This is a genomic window from Paenibacillus sp. GCM10023252, from assembly GCF_042653305.1.
Taxonomy (GTDB): Bacteria; Bacillota; Bacilli; order Paenibacillales; family Paenibacillaceae; genus Pristimantibacillus.
In genome coordinates, this window is sequence record NZ_JBHSHW010000010.1 from 255,436 (window position 1) to 281,559 (window position 26,124).

Sequence of the window (26,124 nt, forward strand, 5' to 3'; positions counted from 1 at the left end):
ACAAAAAACGGTGAATCCTTCACACTAGATTCATGAAGATTATGGAAGCTGAAGGTGTGGATAGGTCATGGTGAATGATGGGGAAGGTGCAGGGGAACAGACTCGGCTCAGTTGGTGCAGCTATCCGTTAGGCGACTCTGCAATCGTCCTGCTGGTCGAGGGCGCTGCTAAGGAAGAGAGGTCAAGGAGGACGGCGAATCTCGCCGCTTATCTCGCTTCGGTCCGCAGAGGCTGGATGCTGGACATTGTACCCGCCTACGATACGGTTACCGTTGTCTATTCAGTAGATGAAGTTGATAGGATGATGAGTGCGTCGATTCACTTAGAAGGTGAACGAGGGACTGTTGCAGAAGAGGGTGATGGCGGAGCATCTGAAGTTGGAAGCAGATTATATGACTATGTTGAGCAGCAGCTGAATCAGCTGATTCAGGCTCATGTTGTAGAGGTAGAGCCAGCAGCTCGAACGGTCGTCATTCCGGTCCAATATGGTGGAGATAGAGGGCCTGATCTGGCTGAAGCAGCTGTGAATAGCTGCCTTACTGAGGAGCAGTTCATTGCCTTGCATACCGGAGCAGCGTATCGTGTTGCCATGATTGGATTCATGCCAGGATTCCCTTACCTGGAAGGGCTGCCGCACGAGCTGGAGCAGCCGCGCCTCTCCGAACCTAGATTGCGGGTTGCTGCAGGCTCGGTGGGCATTGCAGGAGGTCAGACCGGTGTCTATCCGCTGGACTCTCCAGGCGGCTGGCAGATTATCGGACATACTACGCTGCAGCTGTTCGACCCTGCTAGAGCAGAACCTTGCTTGCTGCGAGCAGGCGATTGTGTGAGATTCGAGCAAGTGAGCTTAGTGAGCAGCAGCGGAGCAGGGGGTGGGAACGGAGCTGGAAGTAAGCTTGTAGCAGGAGTACGGGGAGAGCTTGAGGGCGGAGGGCCGGATTGTGGAGCAGGACGAGATCGCGGAGTAGAGCCTGAGGGTGGAGCAGGGCCGGGTCGTGGAGTAGAGCTTGATAGCGTAGCAGAGCCTGATGTGGGTGGAGCAGAACGTATTAGCGGAGCAGAATGTAGTGCGGGCCTTCTCGTCACGAGGCCTGGTATGCTGACCACGGTACAGGATCGAGGCAGGAATCGAAGAGCGGATGGCGTCTCAGGCGGGGGAGCAATGGACGGTTGGGCTGCCAGTGTCGCCAACATCCTTGTGGGCAATTCCGAACATATGGCGCTGCTTGAAGTGACGCTTGCCGGCCCCGCACTCCTAGCTGAGAAGGATATGCTGATCGCCGTATCCGGCGCATATATGGCGCCTTCGCTTAATGGAGAGGAGCTGCCAATGTGGCGGCCAGTCTTAGTTAAGCGAGGAGATGTCATCGACTTCGGTCGATCACTTAGCGGATGCAGGGCTTACTTAGCCGTTGCAGGCGGCATTGATGTGCCGGCCGTGCTAGGCAGCCGGAGCACTGACCTGCGCGCCGGCCTGGGCGGCTATGAAGGCCGGCGCTTGCTTGCAGGCGACCCGTTGCCTTGCCCCGGGGCCGCCCCAGGCAGCTGGGCCGCGCGCTGGATCGCAGCGCTGGGCGAGAATGCAGGCCGCCGCCATCCGGCAACGGCGGCCTGGTATGCACCGCCGCCGAGCCATATATACGGCGGCGGCAGCGAGCAGGACGGCATCATCTCGCTCCGCGTGATGCCGGGGAGGGAGCACGGGCAATTCAGCGAAGCTGCCCGTGAGAGGCTCTGCCGGGAGCGATACAAGGTCGCTCCCGCCTCAGACCGGATGGGGTGCCGGCTGGACGGCCCCCCGCTGGCGAGATTGACCCGTGCGGAGCTGCTGTCGCACGGGGTCGTTCCAGGCGCCGTGCAGGTTCCACCCGGCGGCGCCCCGATTATACTTGCCGCCGACTGTCAGACGACCGGCGGCTACCCCATCATCGCGCATGTCGCGTCCGTCGACATGCCGCGGCTTGCACAGGCAAGACCGGGCGATACGATCCGGTTCTCCCCCGTGTCTCTGGGCACGGCGCAGCGCCTCCTCGCGGAGCGGGAGCGCGAGCTGCGGCTTCTGGCCGCAGGGGTCCGCTGCCGCCAGCCCGCCCATCATTAGAGCGGCAGGACATGTCGGATGCCGCTCCAACGCTGCGGCGGCCAGCGGCCGCCAAGCCGCTGCAGGCTGATATGCAGCCCTGCACAGCCCTTAACGCGGAGCAACGGTCGGGTCAACACACATTAGCACCTTAGTCGCATGAAGCAGAGGAGTGAGAGACTATGACGACTAGAACGATAGATTTGAACTGTGATTATGGCGAGGGGTACGGGTCGTATCGGTTCGGGCAGGAGGAGCAGCTGCTGCGGTACGTGACTAGTGTCAATATCGCCTGCGGCTTCCATGCCGGTGACCCTCATACGATGAGAGAAGCAGTAGGCATGGCGGTGGATGCAGGAGCTGCCATTGGAGCGCATCCCGGACTTCCGGATCGGATTGGCTTCGGACGAAGAGAGCTCGCTGTGACTCCTGATGAAGTGTATGATTACATGCTGTATCAGATCGGCTCGCTGGCTGCCTTTGTTCATGCGGCAGGAGCCGAGCTGCGTCATGTGAAGCCGCATGGAGCGCTCTATCATATGGCGAACAAGGACGTCAGCATTGCGGAAGCTATCGTTAGAGCGGTGCAGTCCTCGGGCAGCAACCTCCGCGTGTATGCCCAATCTGGCAGCTTGCTCCTTCGCACTGCACAAGACTTCGGTCTGCCATGCTTATCCGAGGTGTTCGCTGATCGGGCGTATGAGCGAAGCGGCAGTCTTGCTCCGCGATCTCAGCCTAACGCCGTCATTCATGAGCCTGCGCAAGCCGCTGCTCGTGCCTTGTCCCTGGCAGCAGACGGCCTCGCGCATACCGCTTCGAATGAGCCTGTTCCGGTTAAGGCGGACACCATATGCCTGCACGGTGATCAACCCCATGCTGCCGAGATCGCCGCAGCGATTAGAGAGAAGCTGACCAGTGCCGGTATGACGATTACCGCTCCGAACTAATCTATCTATATGAGGTGAGACTGATGCACACCCAGCCTGCCATTCGAGTATTCATCTACGGATCTCTGCTGCCCGGACACCACAACCATCATGTCGTATCCCCATATATTCAACACTATGAGCAAGGCCGGATTCGAGGGAGATTAGTAGACTTCGGTCCATACCCAGCAGCTGTCAGAGACGAGGCCGCGAGGAGACAAGCCTATACGATAAGAGGGTTGTGGATTACCGTTAGCCGACAAGGTCTGGCTGCTATGGATGTCCTGGAGGGCTTCCAAGGGATCGAGGAGCCTAGCGACTACGACCGAATCTGGACGGTAGATCATGACAACGCTAGTCTTAGCGGCTGGACGTATGTGTGGTCTGGCGATCGCAGCTATCCAGCCATACCTGGTGACTATTGGCCGGATTACCTCATCCAGGTGCGCCAATCCCCATAATGGGCTAGGATATGGGCTGCGTTCGCTTCTCGATATTCTTGCGGCGTAAGGCCGTAATATTTTTTTGAACAACTTATGCTTATAAGTCTGATGCTGATAACCAAGCTGTATCGAGATATTAATAATCATCAATTAAGAAGTGAATGAGTCGTACATATCGGTTGGCGGTAAATAAATGAAAAGAGAGCCCGGCATGGACAATCTGTCCGTGCCGGGCTCCTTCGTTCTAGGGTTAATGGCTGAACTTGTCATCCTTAGCCGAATCATGGGCATACGCGATTAACGTAATGGGGGTGCCAATCTGCTCCGACAGCTCCTGCTCGAGCCTGGATATTGCGCCCAAGGCTTCCTCCCTGCCATTCAGCTGAGCGATCGTGTAGCTCTCATTGTCCGTCGTCATCGTCATCGTCCTCCTTCCCTGAACCGAATTGTGCGTGCTACCTATCATGATGCTCGTTCAGCTAGGTGACTATACTAAGGGCAGCTCGGTCAGCAACTGCTCCTCTGTCAAGGGAGACACTACTCTGGAGCATCCCCGTCAGTTGTTCTTCCCCTCGGAGTCTAGTACACTTGAAGCTGAATCCTAAGTAAGGGAAGTGGAACGGTCTTGCAAGCGCATCGTATGCATAGGTCTGTCAGCTGGATGATCCTGCTGTCAGCCTTAATCCTTATGCTAGGTCTCTTAATTGTTCATCCTGCAGAGGCTTCCGCAGTACCCTTCGACCGACATGAGCAAGTAGGCCACACCGGCCATCATGCTGGCGATGAAGGAGGGTTAACGGTTCAAGCCTTCCTGATATATGCGTCAAGAGTAGTCTATTATATGGCCTTATTAATTGCATCCGGCTTCCTGTTATGGTCCGCGCTGCTTAAGACGGAACGTGCTGTCATACATGCTCTGCTTAACCGCTTCAGCCTACAAGCAGCTCGAGCCTTGCTGCTCTCATCGCTGCTCTACGTCTTCCTGCATGCTCAGGAGCTGATGCAAGGCAGACCGCTTAGTGAATGGCTGCCCATCTTCACGCAGACGAATATCGGCCTCTCCTGGTCAGCCTTGCTTGTACTGTCGCTCTCTCTCTTCCTCATCCTAAGAGGAGACAGCCTCTTCAAGGCGCTGTGGGCGATGCTGCTGCTTGCCGCCGAGAGCTGGAACGGCCACGCTATCGCTGCGAAGAATAGTGTGCCAGCCATCGTGCTGGACTATGTGCATCTGCTCGCCTCGTCCATCTGGGTAGGCGGACTCTTGCTGCTGCTCGTGCTCTGGTACCAGGATCGCAAGGAAGCAGGGCGCTTCGCGGAGACCTTCACAGGAACAGCGCTGCTGTCGATGGCTGTCCTCATCCTGTCAGGCATCGGACTGGTCCTCCTATTCCTGCCCAGCTTGTCTTACCTGACTTATACGTTATGGGGGACCTTGCTGCTTGTGAAAATATCGCTCCTCCTCCTCGTTCTCCTCACCGGCTTCCTGCTTCGGCGCCGTGTGAAGAGGAGCGACCTGCCAAACGGGAAGCTATTGAGGCTGGACGTCACCTTAATGGCTGTAATCCTGGTAATCGTCGGGGTCTTCACCTTCCTGACCCCTATACCGGCGAATGAGCCGCTCTATCATCACAAGATGGGGGATACGATGCACCTCACCTTAGAGATCTCGCCTAATCAAGCCGGACGCAACGAGGCAGACATTAGGGTATGGCTCCCGGAACAGCAGGTGCCGGTCCGTGTTGAGCTGATGCTCTATTCGGAGGATAGCGAAGGACTTGCTCCGATTGTTGTGCAGCCGAAGCTCGTTCAGGATGACAAGAGCGACCCTTACGAATCATTCCCCGGCTTCACGATGACCAGCTACGAGGCGGAAGTTCGGATACCTAGTCCTGGAAAATGGAGGGCGGAGCTCATTATCGTGGATGAAGCAGGCGTGAAGACGACGGAGACGGTTCTATTCCGCAATTATTAAGGACGTAGAGGAGGCCTGACAGTCATGCCCTATAAGTGGTTGAAGTGGCTCATCCTCTGGATTCCGACCGTCACCATCGGCCTGTGGGAGTACGTGCGGCATACGTTCCTGCTCTCCTATATCTCGATGGATCTTGGCAATGTGCTCGCGCCGCTGCTTGTCTTCCTCGTGACGATTACGCTGCTGCGGGCGCTCTTCGCCAGACTGGAGGAATCGCAGGCCGCGCTGCAGCGAGAGCGGCTGCTCAAGGCAGCGCTGGAGGAGCGGGAACAGCTCGCTCGCCAGCTGCATGACGGCATCTCGCAGTCGCTGTTCCTGCTGTCGGTTAAGCTGGACAAGCTGGACAGAGCCGAATCGAGTGAGGATGTACGCAAGACGACGGAGCATATCCGGGGAACCGTGAGACATGTGTACGAGGATGTCCGGCAATCCATTGCCAATCTGCAGCTAGCTCCGGTATCGGCAGACGTATCGTGGGTGAAGGCTCTTCATTCATTAAGGGATGAGCTTGTTCAGTCAAGCGGACTCGAAGTGAAGCTGGATTGGCAGCTGCCCGATGGCGAGCTTACCAGCAAGGAGAAGATTGAGCTGCTTGCGATTCTGAGGGAAGCGCTCATGAATGTTCAGAAGCACGCCCGCGCCACTTGGGCAAGCGTTAGCTGCGAGCCTGGAGGACAAGCAGCAGGAGGGTTCATCTGCCGCATTGAGGACGATGGAATCGGGCTGCCTGCAGATGGGCCTCCTGCTAAGGGGAGGTATGGCATTCGAATGATGCATGACCGGGCGAAGCAGATGGGCTGGACGTTCGACATATCCTGTACACCAATGGGGACAGCTGTCGTCGTCGCAAGGAAGGGGAATTAAGATTCTGATGGATAGAACGTTAGAACAACGGATTAGAGTCATGCTCGTTGATGATCATCCTCACGGCAGGGAAGGGATGCGCGAGATTGTTGAATCCGACGCTTCCTTCGAGATTACGGCTGAAGCCGCAAGCGGGGAGGAGGCTCTGGAGCGAGCAGGTGAGCTCATGCCAGATCTCATCCTCATGGATATTAATATGCCTGGAATAGGCGGGCTCGAAGCGACCCAGCAGCTCAAGCTGCTCTACCCTGCTCTCAAGATCGTGATGGTGACGGTGTCTGACGACATCACTCATCTATTCGAGGCGATTAAGCGCGGAGCGCAGGGCTATCTCCTTAAGAACCTGGCTCCATCTGCCTGGATGGAGTATCTGCGAGCGGTTGCGGTCGACGAAGCACCGTTCACCAAGGAGCTGGCTTATCGGCTGCTGCAAGAGTTCACGGGAGGACCGGATCAGACTCGGGCAGCGGGCTGGGCTCAGCCCATTCGCCAGCCTGCCGGTACGGCAACTGCTCTCACCGAGCGGGAGAAGGAAGTGCTGGAGCGTGTAGCTTATGGAGAATCGAACAAGGCGATTGCCGCTGCATTCGGATTGTCCGAGCATACGATCAAGAATCATCTGAAGAACATCCTTCAGAAGCTTCATCTGGATAATCGGGTTCAGCTGACGCGATATGCGCTCGAGCAAGGGCTCGTGGATCGTTAGCAATTCTGCGCGACTGGACAGGAATGGGCGGCGCTTCTTGCAACTATAGATGCCTTTGCATATAATAGAGGCAAGTATATGATGAATAGCTCGAATAATGCATAGATGGAGAAGAGTAAGCAGTACCGCCAGCACAGGGAGAAGGCGCCGCAGATTGAGAGCGTCTTTGCATGGGGCAGGCTGCCGAAGTTCACTCCGGAGCAGACTCTTGAACCGCAGGGAGCATGATGTGCCTTGTGCAAGTAGGGAAGTCCGGTTCCCGCCGTTATGGGACTGAAGGGATTGCTTATGCTTCCATGCATAGACAGTCCGAATTAGGGTGGTACCACGGTTCTTTCGTCCCTTACGGGGAGAGAGGGCCTTTTTTTTATTTGTGTGCAGATATGATGGAGGCGATGGATATGAAGGAGAGATTACAGGGATTGCAGGTTGAAGCTCTTCAGGAGCTTGGTCAGGTTGCAAGTCCCGGCGAGTTGAATGATCTGCGCGTCAAGTACTTGGGCAAGAAGGGGGCCTTAACCGAGATTCTGCGCGGGATGGGTTCGTTAAGTGCAGAAGAGCGTCCCGTGATTGGGCAAGTCGGCAATGAGGTGAGAGGCGCAATCGAAGCGGTTATTGCAGAGAAGCAGGAGGCATTCGACCGCTTGGAGACGGAGAATCGGCTGCGTTCCGAGACAATCGACGTGTCGCTGCCCGGCAAGGCGCTGCCGACGGGGGCCATCCATCCTCTGAACAAGGTGGCACAGGAGATTGAGGATGTGTTCATCGGGCTTGGTTATACGATTGCGGAAGGGCCTGAGGTGGAGACCGATTACTTCAACTTCGAGGCGCTGAATCTTCCTCAGAATCACCCTGCGCGAGATATGCAGGATTCGTTCTATATTACGGATGATATTCTGATGCGCACGCATACGTCGCCGGTACAGGTTCGCACGATGAAGCAGATGAACGGCAAGACCCCGGTGAAGGTCATCTGCCCGGGCAAGGTATATCGCCGCGACGATGATGATGCTACGCACTCCTTCCAGTTCAATCAGATTGAAGGTCTGGTCATTGCGCCTAACATTCGCATGAGCGATCTGAAGGGAACCTTGCTGCAGTTCGTGCAGCAGATGTTCGGTTCCCAAGCGCAGATTCGTCTGCGTCCAAGCTTCTTCCCCTTCACAGAGCCAAGCGCAGAGGTGGATGTCACCTGTGTGCAGTGCGGCGGCCACGGCTGCCGGATGTGCAAGCATACCGGCTGGCTGGAGATTCTCGGCTGCGGCATGGTTCACCCGCGCGTCCTCGAGATGGGCGGCTACGACCCGAATGAAGTGAGCGGCTTCGCCTTCGGTATGGGCGTAGAGAGGATTGCTCTCTTGAAGTATGGCATTGATGATATCCGCCACTTCTACACGAATGACCTGAGGTTCTTAAGCCAGTTCGAGCGAATGTAACGAGGATGAGGAAGAGGAAGGAAGGGAATTAACCATGAAGGTATCTTATAAGTGGCTTAATGAATATATCGATGTCGCAGGCTTCTCTGCCGAGGAGCTGGCTGAGCGAATGACACGCGGCGGAATCGAGATTGACGTCGTCGAGTCAAGGAACAAGGGAGTAACCGGTGTAGTGGTCGGTTATGTGAAGTCTAAGGAGAAGCACCCCGATGCAGATAAGCTGAACGTCTGCAAGGTCGACGTAGGGACTGGGGAAGAGCTGCAGATCGTCTGCGGCGCGAAGAATGTCGATGCTGGACAGCGTGTGCCTGTAGCTGTAATCGGTTCGATCCTGCCTGGCGACTTCAAGATTAAGCGTGCGAAGCTGCGCGGCGTGGAATCGCAAGGAATGATCTGCTCGGCGAAGGAGCTGGGCCTGAATGAGAAGCTGCTGCCGAAGGAGCAGCAGGAAGGCATACTGGTGCTGCCTGAGTCAACACCGATTGGCCGGCCGATCGGTGAAGTGCTTGGCATTGACGATGAAGTGCTGGAGCTGGATCTTACGCCTAACCGGTCTGACTGCCTTAGCATGATTGGCGTGGCTTATGAGATTGGCGCGCTAACGGGCCAGCCGGTTCGTCTGCCCGAGGTGAGCGTTAATGATGCGGTAGACAAGACTTCGGAGCTCATCTCGGTAACGATTCACGCGCAAGAGCATTGCTCCCATTATTCGGCAAGATATATTAAGGGAGTCAAGATTACCGAATCTCCTCTATGGCTGCAGAACCGATTGATGGCTGCCGGCATTCGTCCAATCAACAATGTGGTAGATGTGACCAACTTCGTCATGCTGGAGTATGGCCAGCCGCTTCATGCCTTCGATGCAGACCGTATTGCCGGCGGCCGAATTGAGGTTCGTCTGGCGAAGCCTGGTGAGACGATGGTCACCTTGGATGATCAAGAGCGCCGCTTGGAGCCGCATATGCTGCTCATTACCGATGGCGAGAAGCCGCTTGCTCTGGCTGGTGTGATGGGCGGAGCAACATCCGAGGTAACGGCTGAGACCGTCAACATCCTGCTTGAATCCGCGAAGTTCGACGGCGGAACGGTCCGCAAGACCTCTCGTCAGCTCGGTCTGCGTTCCGAATCCAGTATTCGCTTCGAGAAGGAAGTGGATCCGGCTCGTGTCATTCCTGCACTGAACCGAGCTGCGGCATTGATTGCTGAACTGGGCAGCGGACTAGTGACTGACGGAATCGTCGAAGCCGTCGTGAGCGAAGCGAAGCCGCAGCAGGTGAAGGTATCCCTGGAGCGAATCAATCGTTACCTTGGGACGGAGCTGTCCCGTCTGGAGGTTCAGACGATCTTCGGCCGTCTCGGCTTCGGCTATGCGATGGAGAACGGTGATGTGTTCAATGTAGAAGTACCGACTCGCCGCGGGGATATTACGCGCGATGTAGACTTAATTGAAGAGGTAGCCCGACTGTTCGGATACGATAATATTCCGACTACGGCTATCGAGGGAGAGATTATTCCCGGCTCGCTGTCAGGGCCGCAGGCGATACGTCGCGAACTTAGGAAGCGTCTATCGGATGCCGGGCTTCATGAGGTGATCTCTTACTCCTTCACAGGTCCGAAGCAGACCGAATTGTTCAAGGACTTGGCCGAAGGGGCGAAGCCTATTCGACTGGCGATGCCGATGAGCGAGGACCGCAGCGTGCTGCGGACGACCCTCATCGCTCAGCTACTTGATGTAGCCGCCTATAACCGTAATCGCAAGAATGAGGATGCAGCTCTATTCGAGCTCGGAAGTGTATACCACACGGATGAGGAGACATTGACCCGATTGCCGCAAGAGAAGCATCGTCTGGCTGTATTGCTGACGGGGAACCGGAGATCCGCGATGTGGAATCGCAAGGCGGAAGCGGTCGACTTCTATGATGCGAAGGGTGTGCTTGAGACGGTGTTCAGCATTCTTGGTGTCAGCGGCGAAGTGACCTATGAAGCCGCTCAGCCGGAGCACTTCCACCCAGGCCGTACGGCAGCGGTGAAGCTGGAGTCTGGCAGAGGACCGCAGGTCATCGGATATGTAGGCCAGCTGCATCCCGAGCTGCAGAATCAGTATGACCTCGCGGATACGTATGTCCTTGAGATTAGTCTGGATGAACTGTATGATACGGCTACTTCAGACATCGTGTACAAGACGCTTCCGCGTTACCCAGCGATGCAGCGGGATATTGCAGTCGTACTTGACCGCGGAGTAGAAGCGGGCAAGCTGACAGCTGCTGCATGGATGGCGGCAGGCGAACTGCTTGAGTCTGTTAACGTGTTCGATGTGTATACCGGTGAGAGGCTTGGTGCCGATAAGAAGAGCGTCGCCTTATCCCTTGTATACCGCCATGGGGAGCGGACTCTGACCGATGAGGAAGTGACGGAGCTTCATAGTAAGGTTGTTGCACAATTGGAACAATCTTTTGACGCAGAATTGCGCAAGTAGGCAGGAAACCTCCAAGATCGCATCGAAATAGTTCCTTGTGAACTTTCGATGCGATTTTTTTACTGGAAAAAATAGATACTGCACTGGATTGATCCCTCTCACATAACCATCACCTTAGAGAATTGACTTAGACAATAGGAGGAACCCCCTTATGGATGCTGAACGCACAGTGGTTACCGTTGACATATATGGACATCAGTACAAATTAACTGGACATACGAATGTGGATTACATAAGGCGTGTAGCAGCGCTGGTGGATGAGAATATGGGCAAGCTGGCGAAGGGCTATCCGAGACTTGATATGCCTAAGCTGGCTGTGCTGGCTGCTGTACAGATTACGGAGGAAGTATTCCGCTTGCGGCGTGATGCAGCAAGACTGCCGGAAGAAGAAGCGAAGAATGCGGCAATGACCAAGGAGCTTGAGGATGCGGTGAAGCTGGTAGCTGAGCTGCGTGAGCGAATGGTTGAGCAGCAAGAGCTTGCAGATGCGAAGCTGGCGGAGGAGCAAGCAGCTGCCGCAGAGCAGCTGAGAGCCGTGCAGCAAGCAGGAACCGAGCAGATACAGAAGCTGAAGCATTCGGCATCCGAGCAGTTGGAAGCGGTTAGAATAGCAGCGGAGCAGAAGCTGAAGGACTTGCAGCAGCAGAAGCAGCAGGCGCTCCAGCAGGCGAAGGCCGATCAGGAAGCTGTACGGAGTGAGGTCGAGGCGAGCAAGGCCGCTGCGCTGAAGCAAGCAGAGGAGGAAGCTGAGCTGCTGCTCGCTACGGCCGAGGAAGATTGGGAGAGCAAGTGGGCGGCGAGGGAGCAAGAGTGGCGAGCAGACGCCGAGGCTGCAGCTGCAGAGTCGGTGCGATTGCTGGAGGAGCGGGAGCAGAATTGGAAGGCTGACAGCGCTCAGCTTGAGCAGTCGTTCCGCTCTGAGCTGGAGCGCCGCAGAAGCGGATGGATCGGCGAGCGAGAGCGGCTGCAAGGGGAACTGGCGGAGCTGCAGGCACAGCTGGAGCAGGAGAAGGCAGCAAGTGAATTGCGCCAGCAGCAGGCGGATGAGCAGCTGATGGCGGCGATGGAGCAGGAGGAAGTGCTTCGCGCTTCCTATGCCCAATTGGAACAGGACGGCATCCAGCGCGATTCCCAGCTGGAGGAAGTACAGGTTCAGCTCCGTGAGCTGCAGGAGCAATATGGCGAAGCTCAAGGCAAGGTGCAGCAGTTGGAGGAGAAGCTTGCATCGGCACGTCAGCAGGCGACTGCGGCGGAGAGGCAAGCCGTACAGGTGCAGAGTGAGCAGCAAGAGCTTCAGCAGCTGTATGAGGAGCAAGAGCAGCAGCTGCGTGAGCAGTTGAACGGATTGAACGCGCGTCTGGCACTAGCTGATGAGCATGATCAAGAGCAGCTGACTCAGTTGGAAGCTGCTGCTGGGGAAGCTCGCCAGCTGCAAGAGCAGCTCGAAGTAGCGGCTCTGCGGGAGCAAGAGTTGGTGGACCAGCTGGAGGAAGCAGCTGGACATGGGCAGGAGCTCAGGGAGCAACTGGAGCTCGTGTCAGCGGAGCGGACGGAGCTGTTAGAGGGGCTGCGCCGCAGTTCTGAGCAAGGGCAACAGCTTCGAGAGCAGCTTCATGCTGCTGAGCAGCGGGAACGCGAGCTTGGTGATCAGCATGAAGGCATCAGGGCGCGTGAACGTCAGCTGGAAGAGCAGCACGAAGGGCTCAGGGCTAGGGTACGAGAATTGGAAGAGCAGCTCTCTGTAATGGAGGCCCGGGGACATGAGCTGGATGAGCAGCTGGAGGCGGCTACCATCAAGGAGTGGGAGCTTGCCGAGCGGCTGGAGGGTGCCGAAGCATACAGCCGCGAGCTGCGTGAGCAGCTGCAAGCCGCCGGTGCTCGTGAGCGCGAGCTGAGTGAACAGCTGGAAGGTGCTGGAGCTCGTGAACGTGAGCTGAGAGAGCAGCTGGAAGGAGCTGGCACATACGGGCGTGAGCTTGGTGAGCAGCTGGAAGCAGCGCGGAATCGCGAGCGCGAGCTAAGCGAGCAGCTGGAAGGTGCCGATGCACACGGACGCCAGCTGGAAGAGCAGCTGGAAGCAGTGCGGAATCGAGAGCGTGAGCTAAGCCAGCAGCTGGAAGCAGCACGGAATCGAGAGCGCGAGCTGAGTGAACAGCTGGAAGGTGCCGATGCACACGGACGCCAGCTGGAAGAGCAGCTGGAAGCAGTGCGGAATCGAGAGCGTGAGCTTAGCGAGCAGCTGGAAGGTGCCGGTACAAACGGACACCAGCTGGAAGAGCAGCTGGAAGCAGCGCGGAATCGAGAGCGAGAGCTTAGCGAGCAGCTGGAAGCAGCACGGAATCGAGAGCGAGAGCTTCGTGAACAGCTGGAAGGTGCCGATGCACACGGACGCCAGCTGGAAGAGCAGTTGGAGGCAGCGCGGAATCGAGAGCGAGAGCTTAGCGAGCAGCTGGAAGGTGCTGGCGCATACGGGCGCGAGCTTGGCGAGCAGCTGGAGGAAGCGCGGAATCGAGAGCGTGAGCTTAGCGAGCAGCTGGAAGGTGCCGGCACACGCGGACGCCAGCTGGAAGAGCAGTTGGAGTCAGCGCGGAATCGAGAGCGTGAGATAAGCGAGCAACTCGACGCAGCAACCATGAAGGAATGGGAGCTTGCTGAGCAGCTTGAAGCTTCCAAGGTCGACGAGCATAAGCAAGCAGAATCGCTGCAAGAGGCTAGAGTATGGATTCAGCAGCTAGAGAATCAGCTATCTGCAGCCCGTTCAGAGAAGGATGAGCAATCTATGCAGCTTGAAGAAGCACTTGCTCGCGCTTCTGAGCTTCAAGTTCAACTTGATGCGTCGAGAAGCTCCGAGCTTGAGCTAAGCAATAGATTCGAAGAAGCTCGGTCTACAGAATTGAAGCTGCAGGATCAGTTGGCCTTGACTAAGGAAGAAGAGAGCAGGCTGCATAACCAGCTTCATGATGCGGAGATTAAGGCAAGACAGCTGGAGGAGCAATTGAACAACTCCTCAGCCAAGGAACGTGAACTAGCCCAGCAGCTTAGCCTTATGGCAGCTAAGGAGAGAGACCTTACAGGCCAACTGAAGGGGATTGTCTCCAAGGACCGCGGACAAGTCGAGCAGATTAAGATGATGTCTGCTAAGGAGCGTGAGTACCAAGAGCAGCTTCATGCTCTTGCCGCGCAGAAGCAAGAGCTGAAGGAGCAATTGAAGGAAGCGGGAGAGCGCGAGCGTTCGGCAGCGGAGAGACTGCGCGATGCGGCTCATCGTGAGCAGGACCTAGCTGCCCAGCTTGCCACGATAACGACGGAGGAACGCGACCGTTCGGAGCAGTTGGAAGTGACAGCTGCCAGAGAGAGATTAGTTGCTCAGCAGCTGCAATCTCTGTCCGAACGCGAGCAGCAGCAAGCGCAAGTGTTGCAAGCCGAGCGGCAGCGAGCTGAAGAGGCCGAACAGGCTATTAGACAACTCGAAGCAGAGCAAGCTGAGCGGGAGCTTCACCAGCGAGCGCTGCAGGAGCAGTTAGGCCAGGCACTGGAAGAAGCAGCGGCGGCTGGAGAACGCACCGTCGTGCTTGATGATCGGACGGAGCAGCTGGAGCTGGAGCGCAACGAGACAGCACATGCTCTGCACCAGCTGAGGGAAGAGCTTAGGCAGCTGCAAGACATCCATGATAAGCTAAGAATTGAATACTCTAAGCTTCAGACAGAATATAACGAGTGGATCGAGCTGATAGAGCAGAGTTAATCGGTCCCTTATAACAGACATATCCCCTGCACAGCACCTATTTTCTAGGGGCTGTTGCAGGGGATCTTTTTAATACTATTAAGGATGAGTTAGAAGGACTGGTCTTAGTTGTAGGTGACAATTGTTCCAGTTGGACCGCTCTGGGGAAGGCTTGCAAGCCTCACTAGATCAGGGGTAACCACCGCAGGATCCTTGCCCGTCGCATGCATCTCCGTACGAATCGTGCCTGGATTGTACAGGTTCACCAGGATGCCATGCTCATGCTCCTCATCCGCTAGCGTCCGAGTGAGTGACTCAAGACCGGCCTTGGCTGCGCTGTATGCGGCATATCCGCCTGCGCCATTCCATGACAAGCCCGATGTAATATTAATAATTCGTCCATATCTAGCACGACGCATATGGGGAAGGACTGCCTTACATAGGATGAAAGGCCCCGTCAGATTAACAGCAATCTGTTGCTGCCAATCCACCAAGCTTAATTCCGCAACCGTTCCGGGCTCGAACACGGCTGCATTGTTCACGACGATATCCAGATGGCCGAAGGTGTCGACCACTGTCGATACCGCTTGCAGGAGCTGCGCTTCGTCAGACACATCCGCTGACAAGACTAGGGCATCCAGCCCCGTCTCTTGTAACATTAGTTCTCTAGTCTCCTCGAGCTTGCTTCTACGCCGACCGATGAGTGCAACTTGAGCGCCTTCCCTAGCATATGACAGTGCGGCTGCACGCCCGAGTCCAGTGCCTGCCCCAGTAATAATGGCCACTTTTCCAGCTAATATGCCCATTCATTCAGCCCCTTCATTCCAATCATGTTGTTATTCATCTTATCAAGGGGAGGAACGTATGGGAATAGATGCGGCCATCAGATTTTTTTGGATAGAGGTTAAGATATCTTTATATTTGTGTGATGTATGTGACAATCCACCGAGCCGAACTGGTATGACGTTTGTTCTCCCTTAGCCGAACTCTATCTATCAGCCAGATTGTGTGGGTAGCTGCCATGGGCGTCATGTTGAATTCCGCCACTATTGTATTGCGGAAGTAGCAAGTTGAGGTCAAACGCATCGGAATGTGATGCTGCAGCGTGCGGAAGTAGCAAGTTGGATGCTGTAGCATCACAATGTGATGCTGCAGCGTGCGGAAGTAGCAGATTGGATGCTGTAGCATCAGAATGTGATGCTGCGGCGTGCGGAAGCAGCAAGTTGGATGCTGTAGCATCGGAATGTGATGCTGCATGTTGCGGAAGTATCTAGTTGAAGGCAATAGCATCACAATGTGATGCTGCAGCGTGCGGAAGTACCAAGTGAGAGGCTGTAGCATCGGAATGTGATGCTGCAGCGTGCGGAAGTAGCAAGTTGGGGCTGTAGCATCACAATGTGATGCTGCAGGGTGCGGAAGTACCAAGTTAGAGGTGTAGCATCGGAATGTGATGCTGCAGCGTGCGGAAGTAGCAAGTTGGATGCTGTAGCATCACAATGTGATGCTGCAGGGTGCGGAAGTACCAAGTTAGAGGTGTAGCATCGGAATGTGATGCTGCAGCGTGCGGAAGTAGCAAGTTGGATGCTGTAGCATCACAATGTGATGCTGCAGGGCGCTGGGGCAGCAAGTTGGTGGCAGTAGCATCGGAATGTGATGCTGCAGCGTAAGGAGCACCCGCATCGGTTAGAGCAGCGGCAGCTTCTTAACATAGAGAAGACCGGCACCTCTACGCGGCCGGTCTTATAAGCCTTCTATTCAACAATCAGCTTAGCCTTCATCTTGGAGTGGCCAGTGCCGCAAGGTACGGTGCAATACAGCTCGTACTCGCCAGCATCGTTAATCGTTACGGTCTCTGTCTTGCCGTTAGCTACCTCAATATCTGTGCCGCGAACCGCGATGCCATGAATGCCTTCGGTGGATTCCAACGACAGGTTAACGGCCTCGCCCTTCTTGATTCGATATTCCGCCTCATCGAACTTCCAATTGGCAGCCTTGACGACGAGTTCACCGGCTGTAGTGCCTGCCGTGGTGCCCCCGTTATTGTCTTCAGGTACAGTCGTCTGGTTGTCATTCTCCTTCGTGCCTCCGCATGCTGCGATGACGAGCACTAAGGTGAGCACTGCCGCGAATATCATCCACTTGCGCATGAACTTATCCCCTTCCAGCTATAATTACTCTTGTTCAAGAGCTTGGTTCCATTATATCCCACGGGTGCCGAGCATGCAGTGACCGCAGAGTGACAAACTCGTGAACTTCATGTGAAGAGTATGTCCATCATTACCCTATCTATACCCGCATGAAAACCCTTGAACCGGCCCTTCGCCGCAGGTAGCGAAGCCCGCCGAAGCAAGGGTCATACCAGTCTATCCTGACAGCTTCAGCGCCATGCTACTGCAGAATGCGATATCCCTGCATGGCCACGAACATTGCGCTCTTACTCAACTGCTATTCCCAGTCCATCACAAGTCCCTTGTCAAGCTCGCTCTCTGCGACCAGCTTCATAAGGTGTGCTGACCGGCATGAACAGATCGATGATGCCGATGACTAGTGCAGCTAATATGGCACCGAGCAGTGTAGCAGATACTCCGCCCACGATGAATTGGGCGATCCAGATGACAGCAGCGCTTGCAAGGAAGCCTACTATGCCCCTGCCGAAGGGGGTTACCGTACGGCCGAATATGCCTTCAATAATCCAGCCCAGAACAGCAATGACGAGTGCCAGGAATAGCGCACTCCAGAAGCCGCCTACACTGAATCCGGGTACGAGGAAGCCAACGAGCATTAAGACGAGAGCGGCAACAATAAATCGGACGACATGTCCTAGAAATTTCATTCAGCATAACCCTCCTTAGGTAATGACAACCTGCCTCATCCATTAGTATTCGCGACCCTGCGTTGGAACATGTATGGAAGCATAAGTCATCTCGTGCAACAGGCCATGCGTTCAGCTATAATAAGGGAAGCGAGAGGAGTGTTATTCGTTGTGGATAGCAAAATCATATCAACCTTAGAGTTCACGAAGATTGTACATAAATTAACGCAGCATGCAGCGACATCGCTCGGCAAGGTCAGGGCTGAGAAGCTCAGCCCGAACTCTGAGCTGGAGGATGTGAAGCTGCTCCTGCAAGCAACGGATGAGGCCTATAAGGCTGACCGGCTGAAGGGCAGCCCCCCATTCGGAGGCGTAGCCGATATTACGTCATCCCTGCATCGAGCGAGAATCGGGGGAACCTTGAATCCTGCCGAGCTGCTCGAGGTCGCTTCGACCGTTCGGGGAGGCCGCAGGGTCAAGCGTCATATTACTCAGCTGCATGAGGATGATGCGATGCCGCTGCTATATAGCCTGGCCGAACAATTATCAGAGCATAAGCCGCTCGAGGACCTTATCTTCTCCTGTATTGACGAGCAAGCAGAGGTAATGGACAGTGCAAGCTCGGAGCTTGCTTCCATTCGAAGAGAGCTGCGGGGCGGCGAGTCGCGCATTCGAGAGAAGCTCGAGCAGATGATCAGATCCTCTTCCGTACAGAAGATGCTCCAAGAGACGATTATTACACTCCGTAATGACCGGTATGTCATTCCCGTCAAGCAAGAGTATCGTTCGCACTTCGGCGGTATTATTCATGATCAATCCGGCTCAGGAGCTACCTTGTTCATCGAACCGGAGACGATTGTCGTCATGAACAATAAGCTTCGCGAGCTGCGCGCGGCAGAGATGAGAGAGATTGAGAAGATTCTTCAGAAGCTTACGGCAGCTGCAGCGGAACATACCGAGAATCTGCTCTATGATCTTGACTTGCTCGGGGAGCTTGACTTCGACTTCGCGAAGGCGAGGCTTGCCCATACGATGCGCGCCACGATGCCACGTATGAATGACAGAGGCTTCCTTAAGCTGAAGCGCGGCCGTCATCCGCTCATTCCCGCTGAACATGTAGTCCCGCTTGACGTCGAGCTGGGCAATGATTACTCAGCGATTATCGTTACCGGTCCGAATACTGGAGGCAAGACCGTATCGCTGAAGACGATTGGCTTGCTAAGCCTGATGGCCATGTCCGGACTGTTCGTACCGGCGGAAGAAGGCAGCCAGCTATGTGTGTTCGATGCGATCTATGCGGATATCGGGGACGAGCAGAGCATTGAGCAGAGCCTGAGCACCTTCTCCTCCCATCTGAAGAACATTATCCGAATTCTTGGATCGATGACGGCGAAGAGCTTGGTGCTGCTCGATGAGCTCGGTGCAGGAACAGATCCAGCCGAAGGCTCGGCGCTTGCCATTGCCATACTTGAGCACATTCACCGGCTGGACAGCCGAATTGTAGCTACTACCCATTACAGTGAACTGAAGGCTTACGCCTATAATCGCAAGGGAGTCATCAATGCCAGCATGGAGTTCGACGTTGCTACGCTTAGCCCGACGTATCGCTTGCTTGTTGGTGTGCCGGGACGAAGCAACGCCTTCGCTATTGCAGAGCGGCTGGGGCTGAATGCTTCCATCATTGAGCATGCCCGCGGAGAGGTTAGTGAAGAAGATCAGCGCGTAGAGAATATGATTGCTTCACTCGAAGAGAACCGTCTGACAGCTGAGAACGAACGCAACACAGCAGAGTCGCTCCGCAAGGAAGTGGAAGCTCTCCGTGCACAGCATGAAGCAGAGCGTCTGCGGTTCGATGAGCAGCGTGACAAGCTGCTGGAGAAGGCGCGTGAAGAAGCCCGGGAGGCCGTTGCGAAGGCGAAGCGGGATGCGGAAGACATTATATCCGATCTTCGCAAGCTGGCTATGGAAGAAGGGGCATCTGTCAAGGAGCATCGCTTAATTGAGGCTCGCCGCAAGCTCGATGAAGCTGCACCGGCTGCGGAGAAGAAGAAGAGGCCCGCAGCAGGCAAGGGTGGAGCTAGACCGGCCAGCATTGAGGCTGGCGATGAAGTGATGGTGTACAGCTTGAACCAGCGGGGGACGGTCGTCGAACGATCAGGATCAGACGCAACCGTACAGCTAGGCATCATGAAGATGAAGGTGGCCATCGATGACCTTGAGCTGCTGAAGTCGAACGACTCGAAGCCTCAGCAGCCTAAGCTGGCTGCGAGCTTGAAGCGTACGAAGGAAGAGAATGTGCGGATGGAGCTTGATCTAAGAGGTGCGAACCTCGAAGAAGCCATTATGGAGGTCGATCAATTCCTTGACGAGTCCTTCCTCTCCGGTCTAGGCCAAGTATTCATTATCCATGGCAAGGGGACCGGCATACTCCGAACGGGTATCCAGCAGTATCTAAGGAAGCATAGCTTGGTCAAGGCCTTCCGGTTAGGCAATTACGGTGAGGGCGGCAATGGAGTGACCGTTGCTGAACTGAAGTAATACCATTCTGTAGAACTAGAGGTGGGCGATCCCATGGACAATGAAGTGGATTCCTTGCTAAGCAACGCCTATTCGGCTTCCCTGATCTATGTGTCAGTAACCGTGCTGGCCTTGATCGTCTTTTTGTCCTGCTTCGAGCTGGTTGCGAAGTACAAGACATGGGATGAGATTAAGAAGGGGAATGTCGCAGCTGCCATGGCAACAGGCGGCAAGATATTCGGAATATGCAATCTGTTTCGATTCTCCATTGAAGCCAATGACTCTGTTTATCAGAGCTTGATTTGGGGGGGATTTGGCTTTGTTATTTTGCTAGCTGCCTACTTCCTGTTCGAATTCCTAACACCAGTCTTCCGAATCGATGACGAGATTGCAAGGGATAACCGCGCGGTCGGCTTCATCGCTATGATCATATCTATCGCCTTGTCCTACGTCATTGGAGCGACGGTAACCTTATAATGAATGAACTTATCAGCAGCAGGAGGCTTGATCGGCTATGAAGTACTTGTGGGGAATCTTGCTGGCCCTAGCTTGTCTATTCATCATACTTGGAGTCATCTATCTAACTTAACTATCTGTGGAAGCGAGGAATATTGGAATGGAAGAACAGAACGAAGTCATCTGCCCGTGGTGCCTGACGGAGATTATATGGGATGAGGAGATCGGACCGGAGAAGCATTGCCCGCATTGTGAGAATGAGCTGAGCGGCTATCGGACGGTACAGATCGGAATTGGCCAGGATAGCGCTGAAGCTGAGGAAGAGGATTGGGAAGATACCCGGGATGAGGATGTAGAGGAAGAGGAAGAGGACTTGGACTGGGAGGATCGTCATTCCGACAATGGCTTCCGTCAGACCGATCGATCCTGGCTCGCCGTAGAGGAGAAGATGGAACGAATATTGGATGGGCAAGAGGAAGTGCCGGAATGCCCTGCATGCCGAGAGTATATGCTGGAGGCTGGCAAGCAATCCATGGGGCCGGAGCAATTCAAGGCCGCTGTCCCTCCATCGATGGGTGTGCCTGTCGTAGCCGTTCCATTCGAAGTGACTTGGTATGTGTGCCCTGCCTGCTTCCAGACGAGCTCTATGCTAAGCGCGGACGGCAGAGACCATATGATTAAGCTGCTTAGTCCTAAGGAATAACCGTTGCTCTGCTGGATCCAAGTTCAGGAATAAGCATGTTTGTACAGCCAACAGGGTACCTTACAGGGAAGTACAGACTGGGGGGACATGGGCTGTGGAACAGGGCAAGCATTCGGTTCAGTCTCGTTGGCTCGAGACGATGGGAAGCAAGCAGCAAGGGATGCGGAGAGAGGGAGAGAGTGGCAGGGGTGCTGGTGCTCTAGGGTCGCAGGCGATTCTGCTGCTAGCCGTGCAGGCGTTATTCGGTACGGCGCATGCGCTCTCTGGCACCTTCCTTGCGGTCTACTTGTGGAAGGCAAGCGGGTCCTACATGCTGATAGGCTGGTTCACCTTCGGACAATACATAACGAGCGGACTAACGTTCTGGCTTGCCGGCAAGTGGGTGAAGGAGCACAATAAGATGAACAGCCTTCGGCTTGGCATTGTATTGTCAGGTGTTTTCTACTGCTTGGTGCTGCTTCTCGGCACGACGGCGAAGCAATATGGCGTTCCGCTTGGCATACTGAACGGTATGGCTGGAGGCTTTTTTTGGATTGCCTTCAATGTGATCTACTTCGAGATTACGGAGCCGGATAACCGGGATCGATTCAACGGCTGGGCGGGACTGTTAAGCTCCTTCGCCGGTATTGCTGCGCCATGGATATCTGGCTTGCTGATTACGTCGATGAAGGGCGAGCGGGGATATCAGTTGATTTTCACCATATCGCTTGTTATCTTCGGGTTGACCGTCATTCTCAGCTTCTGGCTCAGGAAGCGGAAGAGCGAGGGGCAGTACCAGTGGCTCCATGGTCTTCACCAATTGCGGGAGAAGGGGAACAGCTGGCGAAGGGTATTGCCGGCCATCGTCGCCCAAGGGGTGCGGGAAGGCGTCTTCATGTTCCTCGTAGGCTTGATTGTATACATTGCAACGGAGGATGAACGGAAGCTTGGAGCCTTCTCTCTCATTACCTCATCGGTTGCGCTTGTCAGCTTCTGGCTGGCAGGCAAGCGGCTGAGGCCAAGCAATCGGAACCCTTCGATGCTGATTGGGACGATCATGATTACGCTATTCATCCTGCCGCTATTCTATGAGATGAACTACATGACTCTGCTTGTATTCGGTATCGGTACTGCCTTGTTCATGCCGCTCTATATTATCCCGATGACCACACGAATCTTCGACCTGATTGGGCAGTCTGAACAGAGCGTCAGGGAGCGTGAGGAGTTCATCGTCTTACGGGAGGCGGGACTGACGACTGGCCGAGTGATTGGCTTGTGTGCTTACCTGATCGTACTCCCGATCAATGATTCGAAGACAGCCATCACCTGGCTTATGCTCGGAGTCGGACTCGTTCCGATTGCCGCATGGTGGTTGATGAGCCCATACTTGAAGTCTACCAAGGTATAGAAGGAGAGAGCGATGACCAGAATCGTGCGAGCCGTGACCGAGCTCATAGGAGATACACCTGCCGTCAGGCTGAACCGGCTTGCAGAGCCGGGAAGCGCTGAAGTGCTCGTGAAGCTGGAGCGGTTCAATCCAAGCGGAAGTGTGAAGGATCGAGCCGCATCCTCGCTGCTCGCTAGTGCGGAGCAGCACGGATGGATTCGTGAAGGGGATACGATTATCGAGCCGACTAGCGGGAATACCGGTATCGGGCTTGCGATGAATGCGGCAGCTAAGGGGTATAAGCTAATTCTAGTCATGCCCGACAATATGACGGTAGAGCGAATCTCTCTGCTTCGCGCATATGGCGCGGAGGTTGTCCTTACGCCAGCTGCTGAACGGATGCCGGGTGCCATTCGCATGGCGAAGGAGATCCAACAATCCATTCCCGGCAGCTATATTCCGAATCAATTCGAGAATGAGGCGAACCCGCACATCCACCGTATCACTACGGCTAAGGAGATTATTGAACAGACCGAAGGACGGCTGGATGCCTTCGTGGCAACCGCTGGAACCGGAGGGACGATTACCGGCACCGGAGAGGCTCTGAAGGAGGCTCTGCCCGGGCTGTATGTAGCAGTCGTAGAACCATTAGGTTCTCCAGTATTATCAGGCGGACAACCGGGTCCTCACAAGCTGGTTGGCACGAGTCCCGGCTTCATTCCTGCCATACTCAATACATCGGTGTACGATGAGATCATTGCGGTATCCGATGAAGACGCACTGGCCACGATGAGACAGCTCGCTAGACTGGAAGGGCTGCTGCTCGGACCTTCCTCCGGCGCATCGGTCTGGGCTGCCATGCAGATCGCGAGGCGGCTCGGAGAGGGAAGACGAGTGCTCTGTATCGCCCCAGACAGCGGTGAGCGGTATCTTAGCATGGGGCTATTCTAGCCCTTATTCGGCTTCCACTCTTGAAGGGCCGTCTTCAGAATATCTCTGCGCTCACTAATATATTGACGCATGAAGGCTGGCTCCGAAGCGAAGGTCGCATAGGAGCTTCCCCGCGTGTGATCATGTCTAATGGCTGAATCAATATGGCTATGCATCTGCTGAATGACCGGTACCAGCTCATCCGTGGTGAATGCGTCACGGAGCAGGCTGGTCATCACCTTCTTATATTGCTGGCGATAGGCCGAATAGGACAGCACAGCTTGAGTCAGATGATTGTACCCTTCTAACCGAACAAGATTACTTCCACAAGGCTTGCCGTAACAATTACGCCCCCATGTACCTTCGTAATCCCAAGGCAGAATACGATACTTCCCTGTCCCTCCATGCTCATAGAGCGCATAATTCTGATCGAACCCATCATAATTACCGGTAAGTACAGCTCCTGCAAGCCACAGCAGATATTGATCAATGTCCAGCCGTCGAGCCAGGTAGGGCTGCAGCTTCTGCCTGGGCAGCTTATGAATGGATGCAAGGAAGGTGCGAAGTCTCGTCTTCGTGCCAGCACCCCCGCTTACCACTTCATAGCCGTCGAATAGGTCGGTCTTCGCACTCTTAGTTATGGGATCAATAAGGGAGAAGTTCGCGCTGTCATTCACGGCATATATAATGGACTTCCAGCTTCGTCCCCTCTCTCTGAAGAACAGCTCGTCAACCGACTCAATCTCCAGATATACCCCTTGCGGCTCCCCATTAATAATTAGCCAGAAGTGCTTCGTCTTCGGAGCCAGTACCCCAATCTTGTTGAAAAAATAAAACGAAAGCGCATTGCGCATCATGGATGGGTCATCATATTCAGCATTCCAATGCAGGATTCGGCCGCCGTTAATCCTCACTTCATAAGACTTCTTCCGATAACCTCGCGTATGGCCGCCCCGATAGCCGAACTGGGCCTTATAGGAGCTGCCTTCCAGCTCAAGCTGCACTGGCTTCATCTGCTTGCTCCATGCATCCTGCTGCAGCTCACGAAGATCTGCTGCCGCGATTCGAATGCTGCGAATAGGCAATGCTTCCCCGGACATATAACCATCCCCTTGGGCAAAAAGGTAAGCCTATCGCATGCGATAGGCTTCTATACACCTTATTCCGCCCGTGACGGATTGGTCACTGTGGCTGCTGCTTCCCAAGCCAGAATTCCCATTGCCAGCCCTTGTCGGGATGGCCTTCATTGCCGCCATTGTGATCGGCGTGCGAATGGTTGCCGCCAGTGCGGTCGCCGCCAGTACGTCCGCCGCGAGTGCGGTCACCGCCAGTGCGTCCGCCGCCAGTGCGGTCACCGCCAGTACGTCCGCCGCGAGTGCGGTCACCGCCAGTGCGTCCGCCGCGAGTGCGGTCACCGCCAGTGCGGCCACCATGAGTGCGGTCACCGCCAGTGCGACCACCGTGAGTGCGGTCACCGCCAGTGCGACCACCGTGAGTGCGGTCACCGCCAGTGCGACCACCGTGAGTGCGGTCACCGCCAGTGCGACCACCGTGAGTGCGGTCACCGCCAGTGCGACCACCATGTGTGCGGTCACCGCCAGTCCGGTCACCGCCAGTACGTCCGCCGCGTGTACGGTCGCCTTTTGATCCTTTGCTTTTGCCAGGCATATATATCTCCTCCTATGAATTGAGATATAACAACCTATGTATCTACTCTATTAATCGCAACAGGTGAATAGCTGAATCTTCAATAAATAGATATTAATCTAGTACCCCTTCTCTCTAGGATACATATAAATATATTACATATCGCCTCCCATGATAGATCGACCTGATGCTTGAAGAGATTAGTAGAATCCGAGTGGGGAGCTAGTATAACGAATATATCGGAGGGATTAACGAATGAATTATTGGTGCAATTCTTATGTTGGCGGACAGGGTCAGTCTCATCACAAGAAGGATGACAAGCACGGGTACTTGAACCGCTTAGTAGGCAAGAATGTCAAGATCAACCGCGGCGGACCAGAGTCGCTGCAAGGCAAGCTGCTTGCTGTAGAGAGTGACTATCTTGTACTAAGCACTAAGGAAGGTATCGTCTATATTACGACTAGCCATGTGAAGAGCATTACAGAGCTGGACAATAATAAGAGCGGCGGATTCACTCCCGATTATATCGTAGCTTCCAACTTCAAGGGCGTGCTTCGCGCACTTAATCAGAAGTTCGTGCAGATTAACTGGGGCGGACCTGAGAAGGTAGAAGGGTTCTTAGCTGAAGTAGGGAATGATGCTGTGCTTCTAGTTGTAGGCGGCAAGGAAGTTGCACAGATTCAGATTATGCATATCAAGACGATTAAGGTAGCAGGCAAGGGCGACAACAAATCCGGCGGCAACAAAGACAACAACAGCGGCAACAAATCCGGCGGCAACAAGTCCGGCGGCAACAAATCAGGCGGTAACAACCGTACTGGCGGAAGCAACACTGGCGGCAATCGTACCGGAGGCAACCGCACAGGCGGCAATCGTACGGGCGGTGCACGCACTGGCGGTAACCGTACCGGGGGCAGCCGTACTGGCGGCCGCACCGGCGGCAGAAATCGCTAATCTCCTCTCAATCTCAGCCCGCAAAGGTTAGCAGCCCTCTCTCCGGTTAGATGGCTAGTGATCGGGCTCGGCTCTGCTGCCGAGCCCGATCCTATGTCTATTCGCAGCTAGA

The 26,124-nt window shown here is 55.1% G+C and carries 22 protein-coding genes; 16 read left to right on the plus strand and 6 right to left on the minus strand.

The genetic code is table 11. The features are described from left to right. Positions 1–67 precede the first annotated feature (67 nt). The 3 genes from pxpB (at position 68) to ACFO9Q_RS09305 (ending at position 3,467) form a co-directional block, all read left to right on the plus strand. The gene (gene pxpB, locus ACFO9Q_RS09295) at positions 68–2,101 is read left to right on the plus strand and encodes a 5-oxoprolinase subunit PxpB (protein WP_379181075.1); all 2,034 of its coding nucleotides are present in this window, start codon (positions 68–70) and stop codon (positions 2,099–2,101) included. A gap of 161 nt (positions 2,102–2,262) precedes the next feature. Next, on the plus strand, positions 2,263–3,027 hold the full coding sequence (locus tag ACFO9Q_RS09300; protein ID WP_379181078.1) for a 5-oxoprolinase subunit PxpA: 765 nt from the start codon (positions 2,263–2,265) through the stop codon (positions 3,025–3,027). A gap of 23 nt (positions 3,028–3,050) precedes the next feature. Beyond that, positions 3,051–3,467: a gamma-glutamylcyclotransferase family protein gene (locus ACFO9Q_RS09305; RefSeq protein WP_379181080.1), complete on the plus strand. Its 417-nt coding sequence runs from the start codon at positions 3,051–3,053 to the stop codon at positions 3,465–3,467. A 232-nt stretch (positions 3,468–3,699) separates the two neighbouring features. On the opposite strand, the gene ACFO9Q_RS09310 is transcribed toward ACFO9Q_RS09305, so the two are convergent. Continuing rightward, a complete protein-coding gene (locus ACFO9Q_RS09310) occupies positions 3,700–3,867 on the minus strand; it encodes a hypothetical protein (RefSeq protein ID WP_379181082.1) in 168 nt (55 codons plus the stop codon). Positions 3,868–4,074: 207 nt separating this feature from the next. On the opposite strand from ACFO9Q_RS09310, the gene ACFO9Q_RS09315 reads away from it, so the two are divergent. From ACFO9Q_RS09315 to zapA, 7 genes are all read left to right on the plus strand, one after another. Next, entirely contained in the window at positions 4,075–5,421 is a 1,347-nt protein-coding gene (locus tag ACFO9Q_RS09315) for a copper resistance protein CopC (RefSeq protein WP_379181084.1), read from the plus strand. Between the two features lie 24 nt (positions 5,422–5,445). Then, entirely contained in the window at positions 5,446–6,285 is an 840-nt protein-coding gene (locus ACFO9Q_RS09320) for a sensor histidine kinase (RefSeq protein WP_379181086.1), read from the plus strand. 7 nt (positions 6,286–6,292) lie between these two features. Then, positions 6,293–6,991, plus strand: a complete 699-nt coding sequence (locus ACFO9Q_RS09325) for a response regulator (RefSeq protein WP_379181088.1) — start codon at positions 6,293–6,295, stop codon at positions 6,989–6,991. Positions 6,992–7,096: 105 nt separating this feature from the next. Continuing rightward, positions 7,097–7,219, plus strand: a complete 123-nt coding sequence (locus ACFO9Q_RS09330; protein ID WP_379181090.1) for a hypothetical protein — start codon at positions 7,097–7,099, stop codon at positions 7,217–7,219. A 173-nt stretch (positions 7,220–7,392) separates the two neighbouring features. Beyond that, positions 7,393–8,427: a phenylalanine--tRNA ligase subunit alpha gene (gene pheS, locus ACFO9Q_RS09335; RefSeq protein ID WP_379181092.1), complete on the plus strand. Its 1,035-nt coding sequence runs from the start codon at positions 7,393–7,395 to the stop codon at positions 8,425–8,427. Positions 8,428–8,461: 34 nt separating this feature from the next. Then, positions 8,462–10,903, plus strand: a complete 2,442-nt coding sequence (gene pheT / locus ACFO9Q_RS09340) for a phenylalanine--tRNA ligase subunit beta (protein ID WP_379181094.1) — start codon at positions 8,462–8,464, stop codon at positions 10,901–10,903. A gap of 151 nt (positions 10,904–11,054) precedes the next feature. Then, a complete protein-coding gene (zapA, locus tag ACFO9Q_RS09345) occupies positions 11,055–14,648 on the plus strand; it encodes a cell division protein ZapA (RefSeq protein ID WP_379181096.1) in 3,594 nt (1,197 codons plus the stop codon). Positions 14,649–14,752: 104 nt separating this feature from the next. On the opposite strand, the gene ACFO9Q_RS09350 is transcribed toward zapA, so the two are convergent. From ACFO9Q_RS09350 to ACFO9Q_RS09360, 3 genes are all read right to left on the minus strand, one after another. Then, positions 14,753–15,433 (minus strand): SDR family NAD(P)-dependent oxidoreductase, encoded by a 681-nt coding sequence (locus ACFO9Q_RS09350; RefSeq protein ID WP_379181098.1) that lies wholly within the window; start codon positions 15,431–15,433, stop codon positions 14,753–14,755. Between the two features lie 945 nt (positions 15,434–16,378). Continuing rightward, positions 16,379–16,774 (minus strand): cytochrome C oxidase subunit II, encoded by a 396-nt coding sequence (locus ACFO9Q_RS09355; RefSeq protein ID WP_379181100.1) that lies wholly within the window; start codon positions 16,772–16,774, stop codon positions 16,379–16,381. 326 nt (positions 16,775–17,100) lie between these two features. After that, on the minus strand, positions 17,101–17,460 hold the full coding sequence (locus ACFO9Q_RS09360) for a phage holin family protein (RefSeq protein WP_379181102.1): 360 nt from the start codon (positions 17,458–17,460) through the stop codon (positions 17,101–17,103). Positions 17,461–17,610: 150 nt separating this feature from the next. On the opposite strand from ACFO9Q_RS09360, the gene ACFO9Q_RS09365 reads away from it, so the two are divergent. From ACFO9Q_RS09365 to cysK, 5 genes are all read left to right on the plus strand, one after another. Then, positions 17,611–19,977, plus strand: a complete 2,367-nt coding sequence (locus ACFO9Q_RS09365) for an endonuclease MutS2 (RefSeq protein ID WP_379181104.1) — start codon at positions 17,611–17,613, stop codon at positions 19,975–19,977. Positions 19,978–20,010: 33 nt separating this feature from the next. Continuing rightward, entirely contained in the window at positions 20,011–20,433 is a 423-nt protein-coding gene (locus ACFO9Q_RS09370) for a DUF350 domain-containing protein (protein ID WP_379181106.1), read from the plus strand. A gap of 139 nt (positions 20,434–20,572) precedes the next feature. Then, a complete protein-coding gene (locus ACFO9Q_RS09375; protein WP_379181108.1) occupies positions 20,573–21,115 on the plus strand; it encodes a hypothetical protein in 543 nt (180 codons plus the stop codon). A gap of 94 nt (positions 21,116–21,209) precedes the next feature. Further along, a complete protein-coding gene (locus ACFO9Q_RS09380; protein WP_379181110.1) occupies positions 21,210–22,502 on the plus strand; it encodes an MFS transporter in 1,293 nt (430 codons plus the stop codon). A 12-nt stretch (positions 22,503–22,514) separates the two neighbouring features. Further along, positions 22,515–23,432 (plus strand): cysteine synthase A, encoded by a 918-nt coding sequence (cysK, locus tag ACFO9Q_RS09385; RefSeq protein WP_379181112.1) that lies wholly within the window; start codon positions 22,515–22,517, stop codon positions 23,430–23,432. Here the strand turns inward: cysK and ACFO9Q_RS09390 are convergent. Beyond that, on the minus strand, positions 23,429–24,511 hold the full coding sequence (locus tag ACFO9Q_RS09390) for a CotH kinase family protein (protein WP_379181114.1): 1,083 nt from the start codon (positions 24,509–24,511) through the stop codon (positions 23,429–23,431). The genes cysK and ACFO9Q_RS09390 overlap by 4 nt on opposite strands. Positions 24,512–24,541: 30 nt before the next feature. Beyond that, on the minus strand, positions 24,542–25,021 hold the full coding sequence (locus tag ACFO9Q_RS09395; RefSeq protein WP_379181116.1) for a hypothetical protein: 480 nt from the start codon (positions 25,019–25,021) through the stop codon (positions 24,542–24,544). A 292-nt stretch (positions 25,022–25,313) separates the two neighbouring features. Between ACFO9Q_RS09395 and ACFO9Q_RS09400 the strand changes: the two genes are divergently transcribed. Beyond that, positions 25,314–26,012 carry a hypothetical protein gene (locus ACFO9Q_RS09400; RefSeq protein WP_379181118.1) on the plus strand — a complete coding sequence of 233 codons (699 nt, stop codon included), beginning with the start codon at positions 25,314–25,316 and terminating at the stop codon, positions 26,010–26,012. Positions 26,013–26,124 lie beyond the last annotated feature (112 nt).